The following is an 18,665-nucleotide window of genomic DNA, read 5'->3' on the forward strand; positions in this document are numbered from 1 at the left end:
GCACCACCGTGCCGCCGAGCTCGACAGACGGCGCCTGGCGGGCAAGGGAATTGATCACCGGATGCTCGACGGCAGGGATGCGCCGGCGCTGCTTTTCACACCGCTCCAATACCGCCAGCTGTTGGCGCGGATTCAGCGCGTCGACGTTGAGCGCGCAGACTCGATCCCAGGCGGCATCGAGCGCGTCGAACACCGCGTCGATATCCTGCTGATCAGTCACACCGCCAAACTAGCCACACCCACCGACAAAAAACGCCGCCCTGTGACCACTGAAACCACAGTGACACAATGGGTTTCGGTATGCGTTTCCAGTATCCGAAATGGTGTCCGGATCAGGCCACAGCGGCCGATGATGGGCCAGGCGCCGGACCGTCATGGGCGACGGCCCACCACGGGCGGGCCGAATTCAGTTGCTGAGGACCAACTTCCAGTTGCCGTTGACGTTACGGTCCGGGATGCACCAGAAGTTGTTCCAGCCGCCCGGGGTCGTGGCCTTCACGCCCGGGCCGGCGTTCTGGCACGCCTCCCGCGTCGGGTAGTTGCCCCCGGTCTGGATCGTGTCGGCGCCGCTGACGCCCACACCGATCGTCAACAGCCCGGCCAACGCCAGCACGCCTGCGGCGGCAACACGCTTCATGTCCATCAATCCTCCTGTGGGCGCACGAATCGGCACTAACGGTATGCGGAATCGACGGGTCAGGGGTGCTTTTCGCCGCGACTCTTAACTTCGCTGGGCGGCGAGCGCCACCGCGGTGGCCACGGCCTCCAGCAGCCGGCCGAGTTGCTCGGCGTCCCCGACGTGGCGGTCGCCGACGGCCAGCCGGGTGAAGACCCCGGCGATGAACGTGGTGACGGCGGTGGTCTGCGCGTCCAGCAGCTGCGGGTCGCGAATCTCGGGCTGCAGGTGGGCGATGGCGTCGCGGGCCATGCCGTTGATCCGGGCGACGAACACCTGCGAGGTGTCGGCCAGGCCGGGATCGCGGCTGGCGCCCAGCAGTATCTCCTGGCGCGCCCTGTTGAGCATCAGCCCGTCGCCGCTGGCCTGGATCATGGTGAGCCGCGCCAGATGAGCGAACGGCGATGCCGGATCGACCGGCTCGTCGATCACCGACTGCAGGTTGGCCACATCGATCTCGGCGACGCGCTTGCCGACGCCACGCAGCAGGGCGGCGCGGGTGCGGTAGTAGTACGACGTGGTGCCCTCGGGGACGCCGGCGACGCGGTCGACCTGCCCGTGCGTCAGGCCGCGCGAGCCGTGCTCGGCCAGCACCCGGATGGCCGCATCGCACAGGTCGCGACGGCGTTCGTCGCCGTTGCGTCTGCGGGATCTGTCGGTGGCCATGTCCGCCCTCAGCGCAGCACCGTGCCGCCGTCGATATCGACGACCTGACCGTTGATCCATGCGCCTTGCTCGGACAGCAGGAAGGCGACCAGCGCGGCGACATCGCCGATGTCCACCCGGGCGCCCTCCTCGCCCGGCCGGGCGGCCGTCGCCGCCCCGAGGCCGGTGGCGCCGCCGACCACGACTGCCACCTTGTCGGCCAGCCCGCGCAGTCCCATGAGCGCCCCCTTCCGAGACGAGGATATTGACTTTACCTCTAGAAGTGTAGAGGATCGCCAGTCATGGCAGGGATTCATCGCGAGCGCCCCGGGGCAAGCGACCTTTCGGCGGCGACCGCCACTCCCGCGCAGGACCTGGGCGACGGCGTCTGGATGTCGCCGGGCGTCTCCAATTCCTACGCGGTGGCCACCGACGAGGGACGGGTCATCGTCAACAGCGGCCTGGTCTTCGAAGGGCCGTTGCACCGCAAGGCTTTTGCCAACGTGGCCGGCCCGACGCGGGCCATCGTCGTCACCCAGGGCCACGCCGACCACTGGGGTGGGGTGCACGCGCTGCGCAATGCCGACCCCCCGACCGACATCGTGATGCATCGCAACTACCGATACTGGCGCGACGACAACACGCTGCTCATGGGTTACCGCGTGCCCAAGACGTCGTTCGCCTTCGCAAAGTTCTCCGACGCGGTGCTCGAGCACTTCAAGACCATCGACCCCGCCACCATCGACTTCTCGTTTCCCGAGCCGACCACGACGTTCGACCGCCGCCACACCTTCACGGTCGGCGGCCGCACGTTCGAACTGGCGTGGACGCCCGGCGGCGAGACCACCGACGCGCTGGTGGTGTGGTTGCCCGAGGATCGAATCCTGTTCACCGGCAACCTGTTCGGGCCGTTGTTCGGCCATGTGCCGAATCTGATGACCATCCGCGGCGACCGGTACCGCGACCCGATTCTCTACATCGAATCGCTGAACACCGTGCTGGAATACGGGCCGCGGCGGCTGATCACCGGCCACTTCGCTCCCATCGAGGGCGCCGATCGCATCGCCGAGGAGGTCACCGCGATGCGCGACGGGATGCAGGCCGTGCACGATCGCACCGCCGAGCTGATGAATTCCGGCGCCGACATCCACACCGCGATGCGGGAGGTCAGGGTGCCCGAGCACCTCGACATCGGCGAGGGGTACGGCAAGACCTCCTGGAACGTGCGGGCGATCTGGGAGATGTACACCGGATGGTTCCGGCATCGCTCGACCACCGAATTGTACTGTGTGTCACCGGATTCGGTGGCCGCCGACGTGGTCAGCGCCGCCGGCGCCGATGCGCTCGTGGACGCGGCGCGCGCGCACCTGACCGCCGGGCGGCCGGTGCAGGCCATCCACCTCACCGACCTGATCCTGGCCGCGCAGCCGTTGCACGCCGGCGCGCGGGCGGCGGCCGCCGAGGCGCACGAGGCGCTGCTCGCCGATTCCGACAACTTCTGGGAAAAAGCCTGGCTCACCAAGTCGACCAACGAATTGAGGACGACCGAATGAACACCGTCAACTTCGACTTCACCGGCGCCCACGTGCTGGTGACCGGCGGCACCAGCGGCATCGGCAACGCGATCGCCGCCGCGTTCGCCGGCGCCGGGGCCGCCGTCACGGTGACCGGGACCCGCGGGTCGGCCGCGGACTATTCCGAGACGGAGCTGAGCGCATTCACCTACCGCCAGTGCCGGATCCAGCAACCGGAATCCGTTGACGCGCTGGCCGATTCGCTGGGCGACCTGGATATCCTGGTGAACAACGCAGGCGGACCCTATCCCGCGGGTGACGAATACGACCCGGACGGCTACGTCGCGTCGGTGGCGCAGAACATGCTGGGCCCGATGCGGCTGACCATGCGCTGCCATGAGCGCCTCAAGTCCAGCCGGGCGCCCGGCGGCGCGAGCGTCGTCAGCGTGGTCTCGATGTCCGCGTTCCGCTCGGCGGTCTTCGTCCCCGGCTACGCCTCGTCGAAGATGGGACTGGTCGCCTTGACGATGAACCTCTCCCGCCGGTGGGCCAAGGACGGGATCCGGGTCAACGCCATCGCGCCCGGGCTCATCGACACCCGAATTACCCACCCCGCCATGGGAATTCCCGAGGTGATGGATGTCGAGATCGGCTTTCACACGCCGCTGGGCAGGCCCGGCACGCCCTGGGACTGCGCCGGTGCGGCACTGTTCCTGTGTACCGATGCCGCGTCGTACATCACCGGCACCACCATCGCCGTCGACGGCGGATACCTGACGGTCTAGAGCCATGAGCGACTTCGACAGCGTTGCCACCCCGGACGACGTCTTCACGCTGGCGGCGGGGCGCACCGGCCTCACCGAAATCGACTCCGACTCATGGCGCGACGGACTGCGGCTCATCCTCGACGAGGTCAACACCTCGCCCGCGTTCACCCCGTACGGGCGCGAACGGGTCCTCGACGACGCGACCAACGCGCTGGGGCGGCGCATGCAGGTGCACGGCTACATCCAGGCGCATCCCGAGGTGCTGGACGCGGTCGTCGAGCGGCCCCTGATCGTGCTCGGCATGCCCCGCACCGGAACCACGGTCATCAGCTACCTGCTCGACCAGGATCCGGCCCGGCGATCGTTGTTGCACTGGCAGTGCGTGGATCCCATTCCGCCCGCCGGCACCGACGCGCTGCGCACCGATCCGCGCTGCCTGGCCCTGCTGGCGGAGCAGCGCAAGATCCTCGAGATGGTGACGCAGGCGAAAATGCCGCTGCCGCACTGGGAAGACGCCGACGGTCCGACCGAGGACATGTTCATCCACAACCAGGATTTCAAGGGCCTGTCCTGGGATTCGTTCCTGCCGACGGATCGCTACGCGCGCTGGCTGTTCGACGAGGCCGACATGAGCAGCACCTACGAATACCAGAAGCGCTACCTGCAGGTGCTGCAGTCCACCGCGCCGGGCACCTGGAGCCTCAAGATGCCGTCGCATTCGGTGCACATCGAGGCGCTGCTGAAGGTGTTCCCCGACGCCCGGCTGATCTGGGCGCACCGCGACCCGTACAAGGCGACCGGGTCGCTGTGCAACCTGTGGCGGTTGCCGCAGAGCCTGGTGATGAACACCGAACTGTTGGACCAGACCGAGATGGGCCGGCTCGCGATGTGGCAGATGCGCTACCACGTCGACCGCCCGCTGCGGGCACGCGACCGCATCGGCGACGAGCGCTTCTTCCACATGTACTACCACGAGATGATGCGCGACCCGATGGACGTCATGCGGCGCATCTACGAGTGGGCCGACGAACCCCTGGCCGCCGAAACCGAAGCGCGCATGCGTGATTGGCTCGCCGCGCACCCGCAGGACCGCTTCGCGCTCAACGCCTATCGCCTCGACGAGTACGGGCTGAGCGTCGAGGCGCTCGCGCCGGTCTTCGGTGAGTACCTCGACACCTTCGACATCGAACTGGAAGGCACACCGTGAGAGCATCCGTGGTCACCGGGCCGGGCACGGCGGAGGTGCTCGACACCGAGCGCCCAGCCGTCGGGCCGCGCGACGTCCTGGTGCGGATGCGCGCCTGCGGCATCTGCGGTTCCGACGCGTTCTACATCACCATCGGCGGCCTGCCGCCGCGCCAGGGGCACACCCCGCTCGGGCACGAGCCCGCGGGGGAGATCGCCGAGGTCGGCGCGCAGGTGAGTGGGCTTGCCGTCGGCGACCACGTCGTCATCAACCCGATGGCCGCGCCCAGCGGCATCATCGGCAACGGCGGGCCCACCGGGGCGCTCGCCGACTACCTGCTCGTCGAAAACGCCGTCCGCGGAACGAGTCTCGAGGTGATCCCGGATCACATCCCGTGGGAGGTGGCCGCGCTCAACGAACCGATGGCCGTCGCGCGCCACGGCGCCAACCGATGCCAACCCAAACCGACGGACAAGGTCGTCGTGTTCGGGGCCGGCCCGATCGGGCTGGGCGCCGTGCTGGCCTTCAAATCCCTTGGCGTCAGCCACATCGTGGTCGCGGACCTGATCCCCGGACGGCTGGACAAGGCGCTGCAGATCGGCGCCGACGCCGTCATCAACTCCGCCGACGAGGACGTGGTGGCGCGGCTGATCGAACTGCACGGCGAGGGCCAGTCGATGTTCCCCGGCAAGGCCGCCACGAACATCTACCTCGACGCCGCCGGCGTGCCCGCCGTCGTCAACACCGCGCTGGCCGCCGCCCAGAAGGGGGCCACGCTGGGAATCGTTGGCGTGCACAAGGAGCCGGTACCCGTCGAGTTCGTCAACGTGATGAGCAACGAGATCACCATCCTCGGGTCCATGGGCTACCCCGACGAAATCTTCGAGGTGACCAAGGATCTGGTGGCGAACTGGGAGAAATACGCGCTGATCGTCAGCCACACCATCGGATTCGACAACGTCGGCGAGGCGCTCGAGCTGGCGCACACCCCGGGGGCCGCGGACAAGGTCGTCGTCACGTTCGATTGATGTCGGCGGTGATCGCGCCGGTGAGGCGGATCAGATCCGAGGGCGCCACCGAGACCTCCCAGCCCCGGCGGCCGGCACTGCAGAACACCCGCTCCCAGCCCAGCGCGCTGGAGTCGACGACCGTCGGCAGCCGCCTGCGTTGGCCGAACGGCGAGACCGCACCGACGACGTAGCCGGTGGCCCGCTGCGCGACCGACGCCTCGGCCATGGACGCCTTGGCAACCCCCAGCGCCGCAGCGGCCGCCTTCAGCGAGAGACGCGCGGTCGCCGGCACGATCGCGACCGCCAATCCATTCGGCAGCGCGATGACCAGCGTCTTGTAGATCTGTGCGGGTTCGATGCCAGCGGCCGCGGTGAGCGCTTTGACCGCCTCCGCGCCGAACGATTGCTCCCGCGAATCGTGGGCGAAGGTCAGGACCTGGTGCGGCACACCGGCTTTCACCAATGCGGCGATGCCCGGTGTGGCGGCCACGATCTACTGCCTATGGTCGTGACCCGCTGCGCCCGGCTGCGCCGCGCTTGCGATCACGACTAGGGGCCCGTGTAACCCGGCGGGTTGACGCCGTCCACCCAGAAGTCGACGCCCAGCTTCGAGCCGGGAATGCAGTCGTAGGTCGACAAGTCGGTGACACCGGATTCGACCAGCACGTCCTCGCACAGCAGCATGTTGCCGGTGAACTCCTTGGACGGCTTGGTCAGGACGACGTAGGCCGCGTCGGAATAGATCTCGGGCTTGCGGGCGCGTCCCATCGCCTCGTCGCCGCCGAGCAGGTTCTGCACCGCGGCGGTGGCCACCAGCGTCCGCGGCCACAACGTGTTCGAGGCGATGCCCTCCTCGCGCATCTCCTGCGCGATCCCCAACGCGCACAGCGTCATACCGAACTTGGCCATCATGTATGCGGTCGGCTTCAGCCATTCGCTGCCGAGCAGGATTGGCGGGGACAGCGTCAGGATGTGCGGGTTCTCCCGGCCCTTCAGGTGGGGGATACACGCCTGGGACACGGCGTAGGTGCCGCGCACCTGGATGCCGTTCATCAGGTCGAACCGCTTCATCGGCACCTCGGTGATGGATCCCAGGTTGATGGCCGACGCGTTGTTGACGCAGATGTCGATGCCGCCGAACTGCTCGACGGTCTTGGCCACGGCCGCTTCCACCGAATCCGGGTCGCGGACGTCGCCGACGATCGGCAGGGCCTGCCCGCCCGCTTCCTCGAGCTCCTTGGCGGCGGTGAACACCGTTCCCGGCAGCTTCGGGTGCGGCTCGGCGGTCTTGGCGATCAGCGCGATGTTGGCGCCGTCCTGCGCGGCGCGCTTGGCGATGGCCAGGCCGATGCCGCGGCTGGCGCCGGAGATGAACATGGTCTTGCCTTGTAGAGACTTGGCGTGGGACATGGCGTCACACTAACGCCACGCGCGGGGGGGCCGGATCGGGGTCCGACGGGCGCGCCCGACACCGCCACCCGACCCGATCGCGCTGCGGAAATAGCGGGGTCCCGCACGCTGTTGATCTTGTCGGTCTCACATGTGGTGGAGCGGACCCGGACGGACGGTGTCGGGGTCAGCCTTTAGATTGGGAGGAGCAGCGTGGTGTCAACGGCGACGAGCCTGTTAGGCGAGGAGCTGTTGGCTGGCGTCCTTGCGAGTCCGGTGGCGCTTTCGGTGGCCTCCGGTGACACCGCCGCAGAAGGGACCGGGTTAATCGACATGGCCGACTCTGACGATGGCCGCGATGGCGTGGCGGGGCCCGAGATTCTTGACCCCGCGGCGCACGAAGAGACGGACGCCGAATTAACGGCGCGATTCGAACGGGACGCGATTCCCCTGTTGGACCAGCTCTACGGCGGCGCGCTGCGCATGACGCGCAACCCCGCCGACGCCGAGGACCTGCTGCAAGAGACCATGGTGAAGGCCTACGCGGGCTTCCGCTCGTTTCGGGCCGGCACCAATCTCAAGGCGTGGCTGTACCGGATCTTGACCAACACCTACATCAACAGCTACCGCAAGAAGCAGCGCCAGCCCGCGGAATACCCGACCGAGGAGATCACCGACTGGCAGCTGGCCTCCAACGCCGAGCACTCGTCGACCGGGCTGCGGTCGGCCGAGGTCGAGGCGCTCGAGGCACTGCCGGACTCGGAGATCAAAGAGGCGCTGGCGGCTTTGCCGGAAGAATTCCGGATGGCGGTCTACTACGCCGACGTCGAGGGTTTCCCGTACAAGGAAATCGCCGAGATCATGGATACGCCGATCGGAACGGTAATGTCACGGCTGCACCGCGGCCGACGGCAGCTGCGCGGCCTGCTGGCCGACGTTGCCAAGGAGCGGGGCTTCAACCGTGGTCAGCAGACGCACGAGGAGGTGTCGTCATGAGCGAGTTCTCCGGCCAGGGCGGTGCTTCGCCCGACGCCTGCCCCAACGACGAGTCCCACGGCAGCGTCGGCTGCGCGGAGGTCATCCGCCAGGTCTGGCTGCTGCTCGACGGTGAATGCGGCCCGGACACCCGCGAACAGCTGCGCCGACACCTCGAGGCGTGCCCCGGCTGCTTCAAGCACTACGGGCTCGAAGAGCGGATCAAGGCGTTGATCGCCACCAAGTGCAGGGGCGAGAAGGCCCCGGAGGGATTGCGCGAGCGGTTACGGCTCGAGATCCGCCGCACCACCATCATCCGGGGTTCGCAGTAGCGCGTCCTGTCAGGCGTTGGGCCGCTTGCCGTGGTTGGCCTTGCTGTGCTTGCGGTCGCGCTTCTTACGGCCACGTTTGGCCATGATGGAAAACCTCCGTGATTGCTTGTCAAACCGGGCGCCCGGCGCCCGTTGGCTTGTCGACCATTCTCTCACGAGACGTCCTGTGCAGTGTCTTCGCCCTCGTCGGGGCCCGTCGGGGGCCCGTGTGCCGCGGCCCCGAGTGGTCCTGTGGTTCGATGTATCCGAGCCTGATGGGCCGAAGAGAACCGTGATGAACCAGCAGCCAGCCTGCGCAAAGGCCGAGACGAGTGGGGTGAAGATGGCGGAGGATGTGCGTGCCGAGATCGTGGCCAGCGTGCTCGAAGTCGTTGTCAACGAGGGTGACCAGATCGGCAAAGGCGACATCGTGGTGCTGCTGGAGTCGATGAAGATGGAGATTCCCGTCCTGGCCGAGGTCGGCGGCACCGTCAGCAAGGTCAGCGTGTCGGTGGGCGACGTCATTCAGGCGGGCGACCTCATCGCGGTCATCAGCTAGCCGTCCGGCCCCTTCGATCAGCCGCCGGGGAACGACCCGGGGAGTAAGCAATGTCAACTCTCGGTGATCTGCTCGCCGAACACACCATGCTGCCGGGCAACGCGGTGGACCACCTGCACGCGGTGGTCGGGGAGTGGCAGCTGCTGGCCGACCTGTCCTTCGCCGACTACCTGATGTGGGTGCGGCGCGACGACGGTGTGCTGGTGTGTGTGGCGCAGTGCCGGCCGAACACGGCGCCCACGGCGCTACAGACCGATGCGGTGGGCACCGCCGTCGGATCCGACCGGCTGGGACTGGTGGCCGAGACGTTCGCGTCGGGCACCGCGAAGCGCAACGACGCTGCGGGGCAAGAAGATTCGTGGCTGCCCGGCACTCACGTCGAGGCGTCACCGGTGCGCTACGGCGGCAAGGTGGTGGCCGTGCTCACCCACCATCAGACCGCGTTGGCCGCCGACCGTGCGTCCGGCCAGCTCGAGATCGCCTACCGGGAGTGCGCGGCCGATCTGGTCCACATGCTCGCCGAGGGGACCTTTCCCGACGTGGGGGACGTGGTCATGTCGCGCTCGACCCCGCGGGCGGGCGATGGCTTCATCCGCCTCGACGTGCACGGCGTCGTCGCCTACGCCAGCCCCAACGCGCTGTCGGCGTATCACCGGATGGGCCTGACCACCGAGCTGGAGGGGCACAACCTCATCGAGGTCACCCGCCCGCTGATCTCCGACCCGTTCGAGGCGCAGGAGGTGGCCGAGCACGTGCGCGACCTGGTCGCCGGCGGGCGCAGCATGCGCATGGAGGTCGACGCCGGGGGGGCGACCGTGCTGCTGCGCACGCTGCCGTTGATGGTCGACGGCGCCAGCGCCGGCGCGGCGGTGCTGATCCGCGACGTCACCGAGGTCAAGCGCCGCGACCGGGCCCTGATCTCCAAGGACGCCACCATCCGGGAGATCCACCACCGGGTGAAGAACAACCTGCAGACCGTGGCGGCGCTGTTGCGCCTGCAGGCGCGCCGGACGGTCAACGCGGAGGGGCGCGAAGCCCTGATCGAGTCGGTACGCCGGGTGTCCTCGATCGCGTTGGTGCACGACGCGCTGTCGATGTCGGTGGACGAGCAGGTCAACCTCGACGAGGTGATCGACCGGATCCTGCCGATCATGAACGACGTGGCCTCGGTGGACCGGCCGATCCGTATCAACCGGGTCGGCGATCTGGGCGTGCTGGACTCCGACCGGGCCACCGCGCTGATCATGGTGATCACCGAGCTGGTGCAGAACGCGATCGAGCACGCCTTTGACCCGGCGGTCGAGGAGGGCTCGGTGACGATCCGCGCCGAGCGCTCGGCGCGCTGGCTCGACGTGGTGGTGCACGACGACGGGCGCGGGCTACCGGAAGGATTCAGCCTGGAGACCTCCGACAGCCTCGGGCTGCAGATCGTGCGCACCCTGGTGTCGGCCGAGCTGGACGGCACCCTGGGCATGCGTGAGGCGCCCGCCCGCGGCACCGATGTGGTGCTACGGGTGCCGATCGGCCGGCGCACCCGTTTGCTGCTGTAGACCCGCCCACACGCAAAGGTGCGGCCCCGACTTTCGCCGAGGCCGCACTGTTTGCGTTATCTCCGGTTATACCCCGCTACGGGCCTTCGTCCGGGCGTTGCGACGCTTCAGCGCGCGCCGCTCGTCTTCGCTCATGCCGCCCCAGACGCCCGAGTCCTGGCCCGTGTTCAGGGCCCAACCGAGGCACTCTGTGGTCACCGGGCACCGATTACAGACCAGTTTCGCGTCAGCGATCTGCGCGAGCGCCGGGCCGCTGTTCCCTACCGGGAAGAACAGCTCCGGGTCTTCGTCACGACAGACCGCCTTGTGGCGCCAATCCATACGTCTTTACTCCTCACTGAGTGCGCAGCAAGGCGCACGGCCATTTTCTTCGGCTGTTAACGCGTGCAGAAGAAAAGGAGTCCGGACTCCTGCGGAAATTTCTGCATGCAACCTTTTGATCGTTTCACAGGCTCAGAAGATGTCAATAGCGTGAGTTCGCTCGTGGGCTATCTCACTTTGATCAACTCGTAGCCGAGCCCTCACTCCGTTGTACTACACTCCACGGGCTGCTTCCCCGGTAATTTCCCCACACCCGGGTTCGCCTGTCGTATTAGCGCAGGTCAGTGTCGTTTCTGGTGAGGCGGGGCGACCACCGCCAGCGCGTCCGGGACGGCTTTGAACGTCATGGTTTCGCGCACGCCGAGGTAATCGCCGTCGAACTGGCAGGCGACGGCGCCTCCGGTCGAGGTAACTCGCAGGCATGGCAGGTCGTCCTCGGTGATGAGGTGCTTGAAGTTGAATGTCGGCCGTTTGGCGAACATCTGCCGCACGATGCGCAGGGTCGGGATCGGCTTCATGGTGGTAGGCGCGAAGACCCCCAGGCCCGACTCGAAGCTGCAGCCGGGGTTGGTCCACACCGGCCGTTCGTTGGCGAAGGTCCACGGGCTCGAGTTCGACACGAAGGCGAAGCTCACTCCCGTAATGGGTTCGCGGCCGGGCAGTTCGAGCGTCAACATCGGTTCGCGGCGGGTGTAGGCCCAGACGGCGGGCACCGAGGCGCGGATGTAGCGCCACGCGGAAACCTTGCCGCCCTTGTCCCGTTCGGCCTCGACCGCGGCCACCACCTCGGCGTCGACACCCATGCCGGTGTTGAACACCGCCCAGCGCTCGCCGCAGTCGATCAGGCCGATGCGCCGCCAGACGGCGCGCCGCTGGTAGTCGTCGAGCAACTGGATGAGCTGGTTGGTGGCCGCGACCGGATCCGTGGAGATGCCCAGGGACCGCGCCAGCACGTTCGCCGAACCGCCGGGAACGACGGCAACCGCCGGCACCGGGCCGCTCGGCAGCGGCCCCGGCGGGCCGAGCAGGCCGTTGACCACCCCACTCACCGTGCCGTCGCCGCCGTGCACGACCACCAGGTCGACACCGTCGGCCACGGCCTTCTGTGCGAGTTCGGTGCCGTGACCGCGATGGTTGGTGTGCTCGACGGACAGCTGCAGGCGGCTCTTGAGCGCGTGGGCCAGCAGATCGCGCGCGGCCGGGGTGGTGGAAGTGGCGGTGGGGTTGACGATCAGCACGGCCCGCATGAAGCACGAGCTTAGGCGGTGCGACGATGCGCGCCGCAGCGCGGCGCTGACTACGCTGACGCTGTGCCGCCGCCAGCTACCCCGAACTCCGTTCGCCGCGCGGGCCTGATCGTTGCGCTGCAGGGGATTGCGGCGTTGATCGTGGCCGTGGTGTTGGTGGTGCGCGGGATCGCCGGAGCCGATCAGCAGGTGGTCAACGGTCTGGCGACGGCGGGCTGGTTCGTGCTGGTCGGCGCCGCCGTGATCGCCGCGGGGCGCGCCCTGATCCGCGGCAGGCGCTGGGGTCGCGGGCTGGCCGTGATCACCCAGCTGTTGTTGTTGCCGGTGGCCTGGTACCTCGCGGTGGGGTCACACCGGCCGGGCGTGGGGATTCCGGCGGGCGCCGTGGCGCTGGTCGTGCTGGGACTGCTGTTCAGCCCCGCGGCCGTGCGATGGGCCGCCGGCGCTCAGGGCGATTCCGCCAGCCGCGCCAACGGCGCCCCGGACAGCCGGTAGGTCGTCCATTCGTCCTGCGGCTCCCCGCCGACGCCGTCGTAGAGCGTGATGGCGTCGGCGTTCCAGTTCAGCACCGCCCAGGACAGCCGCGTGTAGCCCCGCTGCACGCATTCGGCGGCCAGCGCGGCCAGCAGCGCCCGGGCCAGCCCGCGCCTGCGGAACTGCGGGCGCACGAACAGGTCTTCCAGGTAGATGCCCGCCACCCCGTCCCAGGTGGAGAAGTTGACGAACCACAGCGCCATCGCCGCGATCTCGCCGTCCACCTCGGCGACGTGGCCGTACACCGTCGGTGGATCACCGAAAAGCGCTGCCGCGATTTGCGTTTCGGTCACCGTGCACTGATCGACGGCGTGTTCGAATTCGGCCAGCGCGTAGATCATGTCGGTGATGGCGGCGGCGTCGCGCGGCGATGCGCGCCGGATGTGCCGGCTCATTGCTCAACCCCCAGGGCGTTGAGGATGGTGCCGAATTTCGTTGTCGTTTCGGTGACTTCGTCGTCGGGGTCGGATTCGGCGACGATACCGCCGCCCGCCCGGGCCAGCGCGCCGCGCCGGTCCGCCGACAGTTCCGCGCAGCGCAGCGACACCACCCAGCGGCCGTCGCCGCGGGCGTCACACCAGCCCACCGCCCCGGCGTAGAACCCGCGGTCTCCCTCCAGTTCGGCGATCAGCTGCATCGCGGCCTTGGTCGGCACCCCGCCGACCGCCGGGGTGGGGTGCAGCGCCAACGCCAAATCGATTGCGGTCGTTGATGTTTCACGGAGTCGACCGCTGATCGGCGTGCACAGGTGCCAGACGGTGGCGGTGCTGCTCAGCTGCGGTTCGGCGGCGATCGACAGCTCGTCGCACAACGGTTCGAGGGCGGCCCTGATCGTCTCGATGACCAGCCGGTGCTCGTGACGGTTCTTGGCCGAGGCGGCCAGCGCGGCGCCGTTGGCCGCGTCGGCGTCCGGGTCGGCCGCTCGGGGGGCCGACCCGGCGAACGGCTGGCACTCGACACGGTCGCCGCGGCGGGCCACCAGAAGCTCGGGGCTGGCTCCCACCAGCGCCGCACCGGCGTACTCGTCGCCGGCGGGGCTCAGGTCGACCAGGTAGCCGTAGGCCGCCGGGTCCGCGGCGATGAGCCGGCGCAGGATCACCCGCGCGTCCAGCGGGGCCTCGGCGACCAGCCGCAGCGCGCGCGCCAGCACCACCTTGTGCAGCGGGTTGTCGGCCGCGGCGAGCTGTTCGCACGCCCGGCGGACCCGGTCCCGGTAGTCCAGCGGGGGCGGAACGGCTTGCGCCACCCGCACCGCAGGCAGGCCGGCGGCCGGCCAGTCCGGCGGCCCGTCGGTGACGTTCACCGACTCGGGCGTCAACAACGCGGCCGGACCGGCGACGTCAAAGGGCAACGCGCCCAACACAATCGGTGCTTCCCCGGAGCGCAACGCGGCCTGCGCCGCGCCTACGTCGCCGTAGCGGTGCCGCACCCCGTCGGCGATCAGGCTGCGCGTCGGGCCGCACAGCGCGAACGGCGGTTGGTCGCTCACTGACCGGTCAATCCGAGCGCCCGCAACTGGCGCACGCCGTGTTCGAAGCCGCAGACCGCGATCGACGCGGTGATCATGGCGAAGCGGCTGCCCTCGACGAGCGGGAGCTCGACCCAGCGTGTGATCACCGCGCGGGAGAAGTGGCCGTGGCTGACGAAGACCACGTCGCGCGATTCCATGTTCTTTAGTGCGGTCGCAACGGCGGCGTCGGCGCGCTCACTGACCTGCGCGACGGTCTCACCGCCGGGGCAGCCGTGGGTCCACACCAGCCAATCGGGCACCGTCTCCTGGATCTGCGCCGTGGTGAGGCCCTCGTATGAGCCGTAGTCCCACTCGGCCAGCACCTCGGACACCTCGTCGACGGTCAGCCCGGCCAGCTGCGCGGTGGTCAGCGACCGCTGCCGGGGACTGCTGATCACCAGCGGGTCAACGAGTTCGAGTTCGGCGAGCACCCCGCGGGCCAGCTTGGCCTGCGTTCGGCCGGCCTCGGTCAGCTCGACCTCGGTGCGGCCGGTGTGCTGGCCCGATTTCGACCACTCGGTCTCGCCGTGGCGCAGCAGCACCATACGGTGATTGTGCAAGCCCATATCGACCGATTCTGCCGGACGACTCGCGGTGGTTGCTCAGGCCGAAGCGCACGGCGGGCGAACATGCCAGGATGGCACTGTGAACCGCACGCGACGACGCAGTGGGGAGGCAGCGATGAGGTGGCGGCGCCGGTGAGTAAGACGCGGGTATTGGCGGTAGCCAACCAAAAGGGTGGTGTCGCCAAGACGACCACGGTCGCGTCGCTGGGGGCGGCGATGATGGACGAGAACAAGCGGGTGCTGCTGGTCGACCTCGATCCGCAGGGGTGCCTGACCTTCTCGCTGGGCCAAGACCCCGACAAGCTGCCGGTGTCCGTGCACGAGGTGCTGCTCGGTGATGTCGAACCCAACGCCGCGCTGGTCGAGACGGCGGAGGGAATGACGCTGCTGCCGGCCAACATCGACCTGGCCGGGGCCGAAGCGATGCTGCTGATGCGGGCCGGCCGCGAATACGCGCTCAAGCGCGCGCTGGCCAAGCTCGGCGACGACTTCGACGTGGTGATCATCGACTGCCCGCCGTCGCTGGGCGTGCTCACCCTCAACGGGCTGACGGCCGCCGACGAGGTCATCGTGCCGCTGCAGTGCGAGACCCTGGCGCACCGCGGGGTCGGCCAGTTCCTGCGCACCGTCGCCGACGTCCAGCAGATCACCAACCCGGAGCTGCGCCTGCTCGGCGCCCTGCCGACGCTGTACGACTCGCGCACCACCCATACCCGCGACGTGCTGCTCGACGTCGCCGACCGCTACAGCCTGCCGGTGCTGGCCCCGCCGATTCCGCGGACCGTGCGATTCGCCGAGGCCAGCGCCTCGGGGTCGTCGGTGATGGCCGGCCGCAAGAACAAGGGTGCGGTGGCCTACGGCGAGCTGGCGCAAGCGTTGCTCAAGCACTGGAAGAGCGGCAAGCCGCTGCCGACGTTCACCGTCGAGGTCTAGCCGCGGTCGCGAGCTGGCGGCTTTGAGTGTGAGCTGACCGCGTCGAGTGTGAGCTGACGGTGCGGCCGATCGGCGTGTCGCCGCCGCGGATTCACACCGAACGCCACCGATTCACACTCGACGGCCAGACCGCCCGGCGGCGTCACAACGCTGAGGCCCTAGCCCAGCGCGACCAGCGTGTCGCCGCGCTGCTCGAGCACCCGCGACCCGATCACCGCCGGGAACACCGGCTTGCCGCCCGGCGGTGCGCTGGTCGAGCGGTCCACCGGGATGTAGCGTTCGTTGGCGCCGCTGAGCGGGTCGTAGACGCCGATCGCCCCCGTGACCGGCACCAGCAGCCGGCCGGCCATCATCACCCCGGGCCCCAACGGCGCGGTCTTGTCGCCCGCGGCGATGGTGTAGCGCAGCGCCACCGTGTTCGCGTCGAACACCATCAGCGAATCGCCGGTCCACCAGGTGATCAGGCTGCCCGGGTGCGAGACCGCCGACGTGCGCGTCGGCGGCTTGGGCAGCGGGGTGCTCGACACGGTCGCGCCGGTTTCGTCGATCACGTCGACGCGGGGCTGCGGCGCGGGCAGGTACACCGCGGTGGTGTTCTCCGAGACGGCCAGCACCCGCGCGCCCGAATCCGGCGCGATCCCCGGCTCGGCCACGAGGCGTTGCTGCGGTTCGTCGTCGTCCTTGCCCGGGCGCAGCAGCACCAACCGCAGGTCGGCCTGATTCGCGCAGCTCTCCAGCACCGACACCGCCTGCGAGCTGGCCGCGGCCGAGATCAGCCGGCAGCCGGAGTGCAGCCCGCGCGTCGACGGTTTCACCCGGGCGTCGGTCTCGCCGTACGCCAGCATCCGGACCATGTCCGATCGCCACAGCTCCAGCCGGGTGTCGCCGGCCGAGAGCACCGTCATGCCGTCGGAGGACAGCCGCACCCGCGGATCGGCGTAACCACTGCGGGCGGGCCCGCGGCGACCGGTCGAGCCGTCCAGCGTGCTCACCTGGCCGCAGCCACGCTCGTCGCGGTAGACGCCGACGGCATAGCGGTACAACCAGGTGATCCCGCACAGGTCGGTGTCGCGGGCGTAGCTCCAGCGGGACTGGCCGGACTCGGGATCGCGCCCGTCGATCCGGCGGCCCGCACCCGTGACGACCTCCCCGCCCGCGACCACCGGGGCCGTGGTGGCCGGGCTCGCGGCGCTCCACAGCTGCTTCAGCCCGGCCGGCACCTGCTTGGCCGGCGTCGGGTTGGGTGCGGGGGCGGCCGCGGGCCGGCTGGTGATGGCCCGGGCGTCGCTGGTCCACCAGATCAACGCCGCGACGACGGCGACGACGACCGCGATGGCCGCGGCGGCGACCAGGTCGCCCTTGGTCCGGCGCTCGGGTCTGACCATGCGGCGGCGCGGCCGCGTCAGTTGTTCTGCGGGGCGGCGGCCGCGCTGGCGGCTTGGCCTTCGGCGGGCTTGCGACGCCGGCGGCGGCGCCGGGTCGAACCGGCGTTGCCCGGGGGTGAGCCGGCCGGTGTCTCCGCGGCGGCCTCGCCGTTGCTGCTCGCGGCGCCGTTGCCCGACGGGTGCGCGGTGACGGGCTGGCCGCCGCGGGTGCGCCGCCGGGTGCCGGAGCGGCGCGCCGGCCTTTCCGACTTCTGTTCGGGCTTCTTGCCGTCGCGGTCGCTGCTGCGGCGCTGGCCTTGCGGCTTGCGGGCGGCGCCCACCGTGCCGCCGGCCTCGGCGGGGATGCCGAGCTCTGCATGCAGGTGCGGCGAGTTGGAGTACGTCTCGGCGGGCTCGGGGCAGTCCAGCCCCAGCGCCTTGTCGATCATGGCCCAGCGGGGTAGCTCGTCCCAGTCCACCAGGGTGACGGCGATACCGGTCTTGCCGGCGCGGCCGGTGCGGCCGATGCGGTGTACGTAGGCCTGCTCGTCCTCGGGGATCTGGTAGTTGATGACGTGGGTGATGTCGTCGATGTCGATGCCGCGGGCGGCCACGTCGGTGGCGACCAGCACGTCGATCTCCCCGGACCGGAAGGCCTTGAGCGCCTTCTCGCGGGCGACCTGCCCCAGATCGCCGTGCACGGCGCCCACCGTGAATCCGCGCTCGGCCAGTTCGTCGGCCACCTTCTGCGCGGTGCGCTTGGTGCGGGTGAAGATCATCGTCGCGCCGCGGCCCTCGGCCTGCAGCACGCGGCTGACCAGTTCGACCTTGTCCAGGGCGTGGGCCCGGTAGACGTACTGGACGGTGGTGTCATGGGTGGCCGCCGAGTGCGGCGCCTCGGCCCGGATGTGGGTGGGCTGGTTCATGAAGGTGCGGGCCAGCGTGATGATCGGGTCCGGCATGGTCGCCGAGAACAGCATCGACTGCCGGTCGGTCGGGATCTGGCGCAGGATGCGCTCGATGTCGGGCAGGAAGCCCAGGTCAAGCATCTCGTCGGCCTCGTCGAGCACCAGCACCGACAGCCCGCCGAGTTGCAGGTGGTTCTGCTGGCTCAGGTCGAGCAGCCGGCCCGGGGTGCCCACCACGACGTCGGCGCCGGCGCGCAGCGCCTCGATCTGCGGTTCGTAGGGGCGCCCGCCGTAGATCGGCACCACCGACACTGGCCGGCCCTCATCGGCGGTCAGGTGCTTGGCGGCCAGGGTCAGGTCATCGGTGACCTGCAGGCACAGCTCGCGGGTGGGCACCACGATCAGCGCGCGCGGCGTGCCGTTGAGCGGCCGGGCGGCGGTGCCGGCGGTGATGCGCTGCAGCAGCGGCACGCCGAAGGCGAAGGTCTTGCCCATACCGGTGCGGGCCTGGCCGATCAGATCGTCGCCGGCGAGCGCCATCGGCAGGGTCAGTTCCTGGATGGCAAAGGGGCTTTCGATCCCTTTTTCGGCGAGCGCGCGCACGATTTCGTCGCGGACGCCGAGTTGGGCAAATGTGGGTTGGGGGGTGAGTTCAGTTGTGCTTGTGGGTGCGGTCATGCGTGGGTAAGCAGCCTCTCGG

At 69.3% G+C, this 18,665-nt stretch carries 23 protein-coding genes and 1 pseudogene; 10 read left to right on the plus strand and 14 right to left on the minus strand.

What is annotated here, in order from left to right; translation table 11 throughout:
* The 4 genes and pseudogenes from AC5Y5B_RS24140 to AC5Y5B_RS24155 all read right to left on the minus strand — a co-directional run.
* Nucleotides 1–220 (minus strand): annotated as a pseudogene (locus AC5Y5B_RS24140) (HNH endonuclease signature motif containing protein); the annotation flags it as partial.
* A 186-nt stretch (nt 221–406) separates the two neighbouring features.
* Entirely contained in the window at nt 407–643 is a 237-nt protein-coding gene (locus tag AC5Y5B_RS24145; RefSeq protein WP_500007076.1) for a hypothetical protein, read from the minus strand.
* A gap of 78 nt (nt 644–721) precedes the next feature.
* The gene (locus AC5Y5B_RS24150) at nt 722–1,342 is read right to left on the minus strand and encodes a TetR/AcrR family transcriptional regulator (protein WP_112635080.1); all 621 of its coding nucleotides are present in this window, start codon (nt 1,340–1,342) and stop codon (nt 722–724) included.
* A gap of 8 nt (nt 1,343–1,350) precedes the next feature.
* Nucleotides 1,351–1,560, minus strand: coding sequence for a hypothetical protein (locus AC5Y5B_RS24155; protein WP_112635081.1), 210 nt, complete (start codon nt 1,558–1,560; stop codon nt 1,351–1,353).
* 63 nt (nt 1,561–1,623) lie between these two features.
* On the opposite strand from AC5Y5B_RS24155, the gene AC5Y5B_RS24160 reads away from it, so the two are divergent.
* The 4 genes from AC5Y5B_RS24160 to AC5Y5B_RS24175 are packed head-to-tail and all read left to right on the plus strand — an operon-like array spanning nt 1,624 to nt 5,816.
* On the plus strand, nt 1,624–2,874 hold the full coding sequence (locus AC5Y5B_RS24160; protein ID WP_500007079.1) for an alkyl sulfatase dimerization domain-containing protein: 1,251 nt from the start codon (nt 1,624–1,626) through the stop codon (nt 2,872–2,874).
* On the plus strand, nt 2,871–3,620 hold the full coding sequence (locus tag AC5Y5B_RS24165) for an SDR family NAD(P)-dependent oxidoreductase (protein ID WP_500007081.1): 750 nt from the start codon (nt 2,871–2,873) through the stop codon (nt 3,618–3,620). Before AC5Y5B_RS24160 ends, AC5Y5B_RS24165 begins: the two co-directional genes overlap by 4 nt.
* Before the next feature lie 4 nt (nt 3,621–3,624).
* On the plus strand, nt 3,625–4,809 hold the full coding sequence (locus AC5Y5B_RS24170) for a sulfotransferase family protein (protein WP_500007084.1): 1,185 nt from the start codon (nt 3,625–3,627) through the stop codon (nt 4,807–4,809).
* Nucleotides 4,806–5,816, plus strand: a complete 1,011-nt coding sequence (locus tag AC5Y5B_RS24175) for a zinc-dependent alcohol dehydrogenase (protein ID WP_500007086.1) — start codon at nt 4,806–4,808, stop codon at nt 5,814–5,816. Before AC5Y5B_RS24170 ends, AC5Y5B_RS24175 begins: the two co-directional genes overlap by 4 nt.
* Here AC5Y5B_RS24175 and AC5Y5B_RS24180 read toward each other — a convergent pair.
* Both AC5Y5B_RS24180 and AC5Y5B_RS24185 read right to left on the minus strand, forming a co-directional pair.
* Nucleotides 5,803–6,288 carry an aminoacyl-tRNA deacylase gene (locus AC5Y5B_RS24180; RefSeq protein WP_500007088.1) on the minus strand — a complete coding sequence of 162 codons (486 nt, stop codon included), beginning with the start codon at nt 6,286–6,288 and terminating at the stop codon, nt 5,803–5,805. The two genes, AC5Y5B_RS24175 and AC5Y5B_RS24180, sit on opposite strands and share 14 nt — an antisense overlap.
* Nucleotides 6,289–6,347: 59 nt before the next feature.
* Nucleotides 6,348–7,208 (minus strand): SDR family oxidoreductase, encoded by an 861-nt coding sequence (locus AC5Y5B_RS24185; RefSeq protein WP_500007090.1) that lies wholly within the window; start codon nt 7,206–7,208, stop codon nt 6,348–6,350.
* Nucleotides 7,209–7,520: 312 nt separating this feature from the next.
* On the opposite strand from AC5Y5B_RS24185, the gene AC5Y5B_RS24190 reads away from it, so the two are divergent.
* Nucleotides 7,521–8,183, plus strand: a complete 663-nt coding sequence (locus AC5Y5B_RS24190) for a sigma-70 family RNA polymerase sigma factor (RefSeq protein ID WP_112635088.1) — start codon at nt 7,521–7,523, stop codon at nt 8,181–8,183.
* Nucleotides 8,180–8,494 carry a mycothiol system anti-sigma-R factor gene (gene rsrA, locus AC5Y5B_RS24195; protein ID WP_112635089.1) on the plus strand — a complete coding sequence of 105 codons (315 nt, stop codon included), beginning with the start codon at nt 8,180–8,182 and terminating at the stop codon, nt 8,492–8,494. The genes AC5Y5B_RS24190 and rsrA overlap by 4 nt, the downstream gene beginning before the upstream one ends.
* A gap of 9 nt (nt 8,495–8,503) precedes the next feature.
* Here the strand turns inward: rsrA and AC5Y5B_RS24200 are convergent, their stop codons facing one another.
* A complete protein-coding gene (locus AC5Y5B_RS24200; protein ID WP_011728008.1) occupies nt 8,504–8,578 on the minus strand; it encodes a 50S ribosomal protein bL37 in 75 nt (24 codons plus the stop codon).
* A gap of 238 nt (nt 8,579–8,816) precedes the next feature.
* Between AC5Y5B_RS24200 and AC5Y5B_RS24205 the strand changes: the two genes are divergently transcribed.
* Together AC5Y5B_RS24205 and AC5Y5B_RS24210 are read left to right on the plus strand one after the other, a co-directional pair.
* Nucleotides 8,817–9,032, plus strand: a complete 216-nt coding sequence (locus AC5Y5B_RS24205; RefSeq protein WP_007773063.1) for a biotin/lipoyl-binding carrier protein — start codon at nt 8,817–8,819, stop codon at nt 9,030–9,032.
* Nucleotides 9,033–9,082: 50 nt separating this feature from the next.
* Nucleotides 9,083–10,582: a sensor histidine kinase gene (locus tag AC5Y5B_RS24210; protein WP_500007092.1), complete on the plus strand. Its 1,500-nt coding sequence runs from the start codon at nt 9,083–9,085 to the stop codon at nt 10,580–10,582.
* A gap of 66 nt (nt 10,583–10,648) precedes the next feature.
* Here AC5Y5B_RS24210 and whiB1 read toward each other — a convergent pair whose 3' ends face one another.
* Nucleotides 10,649–10,903: a transcriptional regulator WhiB1 gene (whiB1, locus tag AC5Y5B_RS24215; RefSeq protein ID WP_003874607.1), complete on the minus strand. Its 255-nt coding sequence runs from the start codon at nt 10,901–10,903 to the stop codon at nt 10,649–10,651.
* A gap of 281 nt (nt 10,904–11,184) precedes the next feature.
* Nucleotides 11,185–12,150 carry a diacylglycerol/lipid kinase family protein gene (locus AC5Y5B_RS24220; protein ID WP_112635091.1) on the minus strand — a complete coding sequence of 322 codons (966 nt, stop codon included), beginning with the start codon at nt 12,148–12,150 and terminating at the stop codon, nt 11,185–11,187.
* A 63-nt stretch (nt 12,151–12,213) separates the two neighbouring features.
* Between AC5Y5B_RS24220 and AC5Y5B_RS24225 the strand changes: the two genes are divergently transcribed.
* Nucleotides 12,214–12,645 (plus strand): hypothetical protein, encoded by a 432-nt coding sequence (locus tag AC5Y5B_RS24225; protein ID WP_112635092.1) that lies wholly within the window; start codon nt 12,214–12,216, stop codon nt 12,643–12,645.
* Here the strand turns inward: AC5Y5B_RS24225 and AC5Y5B_RS24230 are convergent.
* The 3 genes from AC5Y5B_RS24230 to AC5Y5B_RS24240 are packed head-to-tail and all read right to left on the minus strand — an operon-like array spanning nt 12,597 to nt 14,760.
* Nucleotides 12,597–13,079 carry a GNAT family N-acetyltransferase gene (locus AC5Y5B_RS24230; protein WP_112635093.1) on the minus strand — a complete coding sequence of 161 codons (483 nt, stop codon included), beginning with the start codon at nt 13,077–13,079 and terminating at the stop codon, nt 12,597–12,599. The two genes, AC5Y5B_RS24225 and AC5Y5B_RS24230, sit on opposite strands and share 49 nt — an antisense overlap.
* A complete protein-coding gene (locus AC5Y5B_RS24235) occupies nt 13,076–14,173 on the minus strand; it encodes an isochorismate synthase (protein WP_500007097.1) in 1,098 nt (365 codons plus the stop codon). The genes AC5Y5B_RS24230 and AC5Y5B_RS24235 overlap by 4 nt, the downstream gene beginning before the upstream one ends.
* Nucleotides 14,170–14,760 carry an acid phosphatase gene (locus AC5Y5B_RS24240; RefSeq protein ID WP_112635095.1) on the minus strand — a complete coding sequence of 197 codons (591 nt, stop codon included), beginning with the start codon at nt 14,758–14,760 and terminating at the stop codon, nt 14,170–14,172. Before AC5Y5B_RS24240 ends, AC5Y5B_RS24235 begins: the two co-directional genes overlap by 4 nt.
* Nucleotides 14,761–14,892: 132 nt before the next feature.
* Here AC5Y5B_RS24240 and AC5Y5B_RS24245 point away from each other — a divergent pair, with 132 nt between their 5' ends.
* Complete coding sequence (locus tag AC5Y5B_RS24245; RefSeq protein WP_112635096.1) at nt 14,893–15,693, plus strand: ParA family protein; 801 nt, start codon at nt 14,893–14,895, stop codon at nt 15,691–15,693.
* Between the two features lie 158 nt (nt 15,694–15,851).
* On the opposite strand, the gene AC5Y5B_RS24250 is transcribed toward AC5Y5B_RS24245, so the two are convergent.
* Complete coding sequence (locus tag AC5Y5B_RS24250; RefSeq protein WP_500007106.1) at nt 15,852–17,078, minus strand: Rv3212 family protein; 1,227 nt, start codon at nt 17,076–17,078, stop codon at nt 15,852–15,854.
* Between the two features lie 17 nt (nt 17,079–17,095).
* On the minus strand, nt 17,096–18,643 hold the full coding sequence (locus tag AC5Y5B_RS24255; protein WP_500007108.1) for a DEAD/DEAH box helicase: 1,548 nt from the start codon (nt 18,641–18,643) through the stop codon (nt 17,096–17,098).
* Between the last annotated feature and the right edge of the window lie 22 nt (nt 18,644–18,665).

The organism is Mycobacterium sp. NGS33 (genome assembly GCF_059812885.1).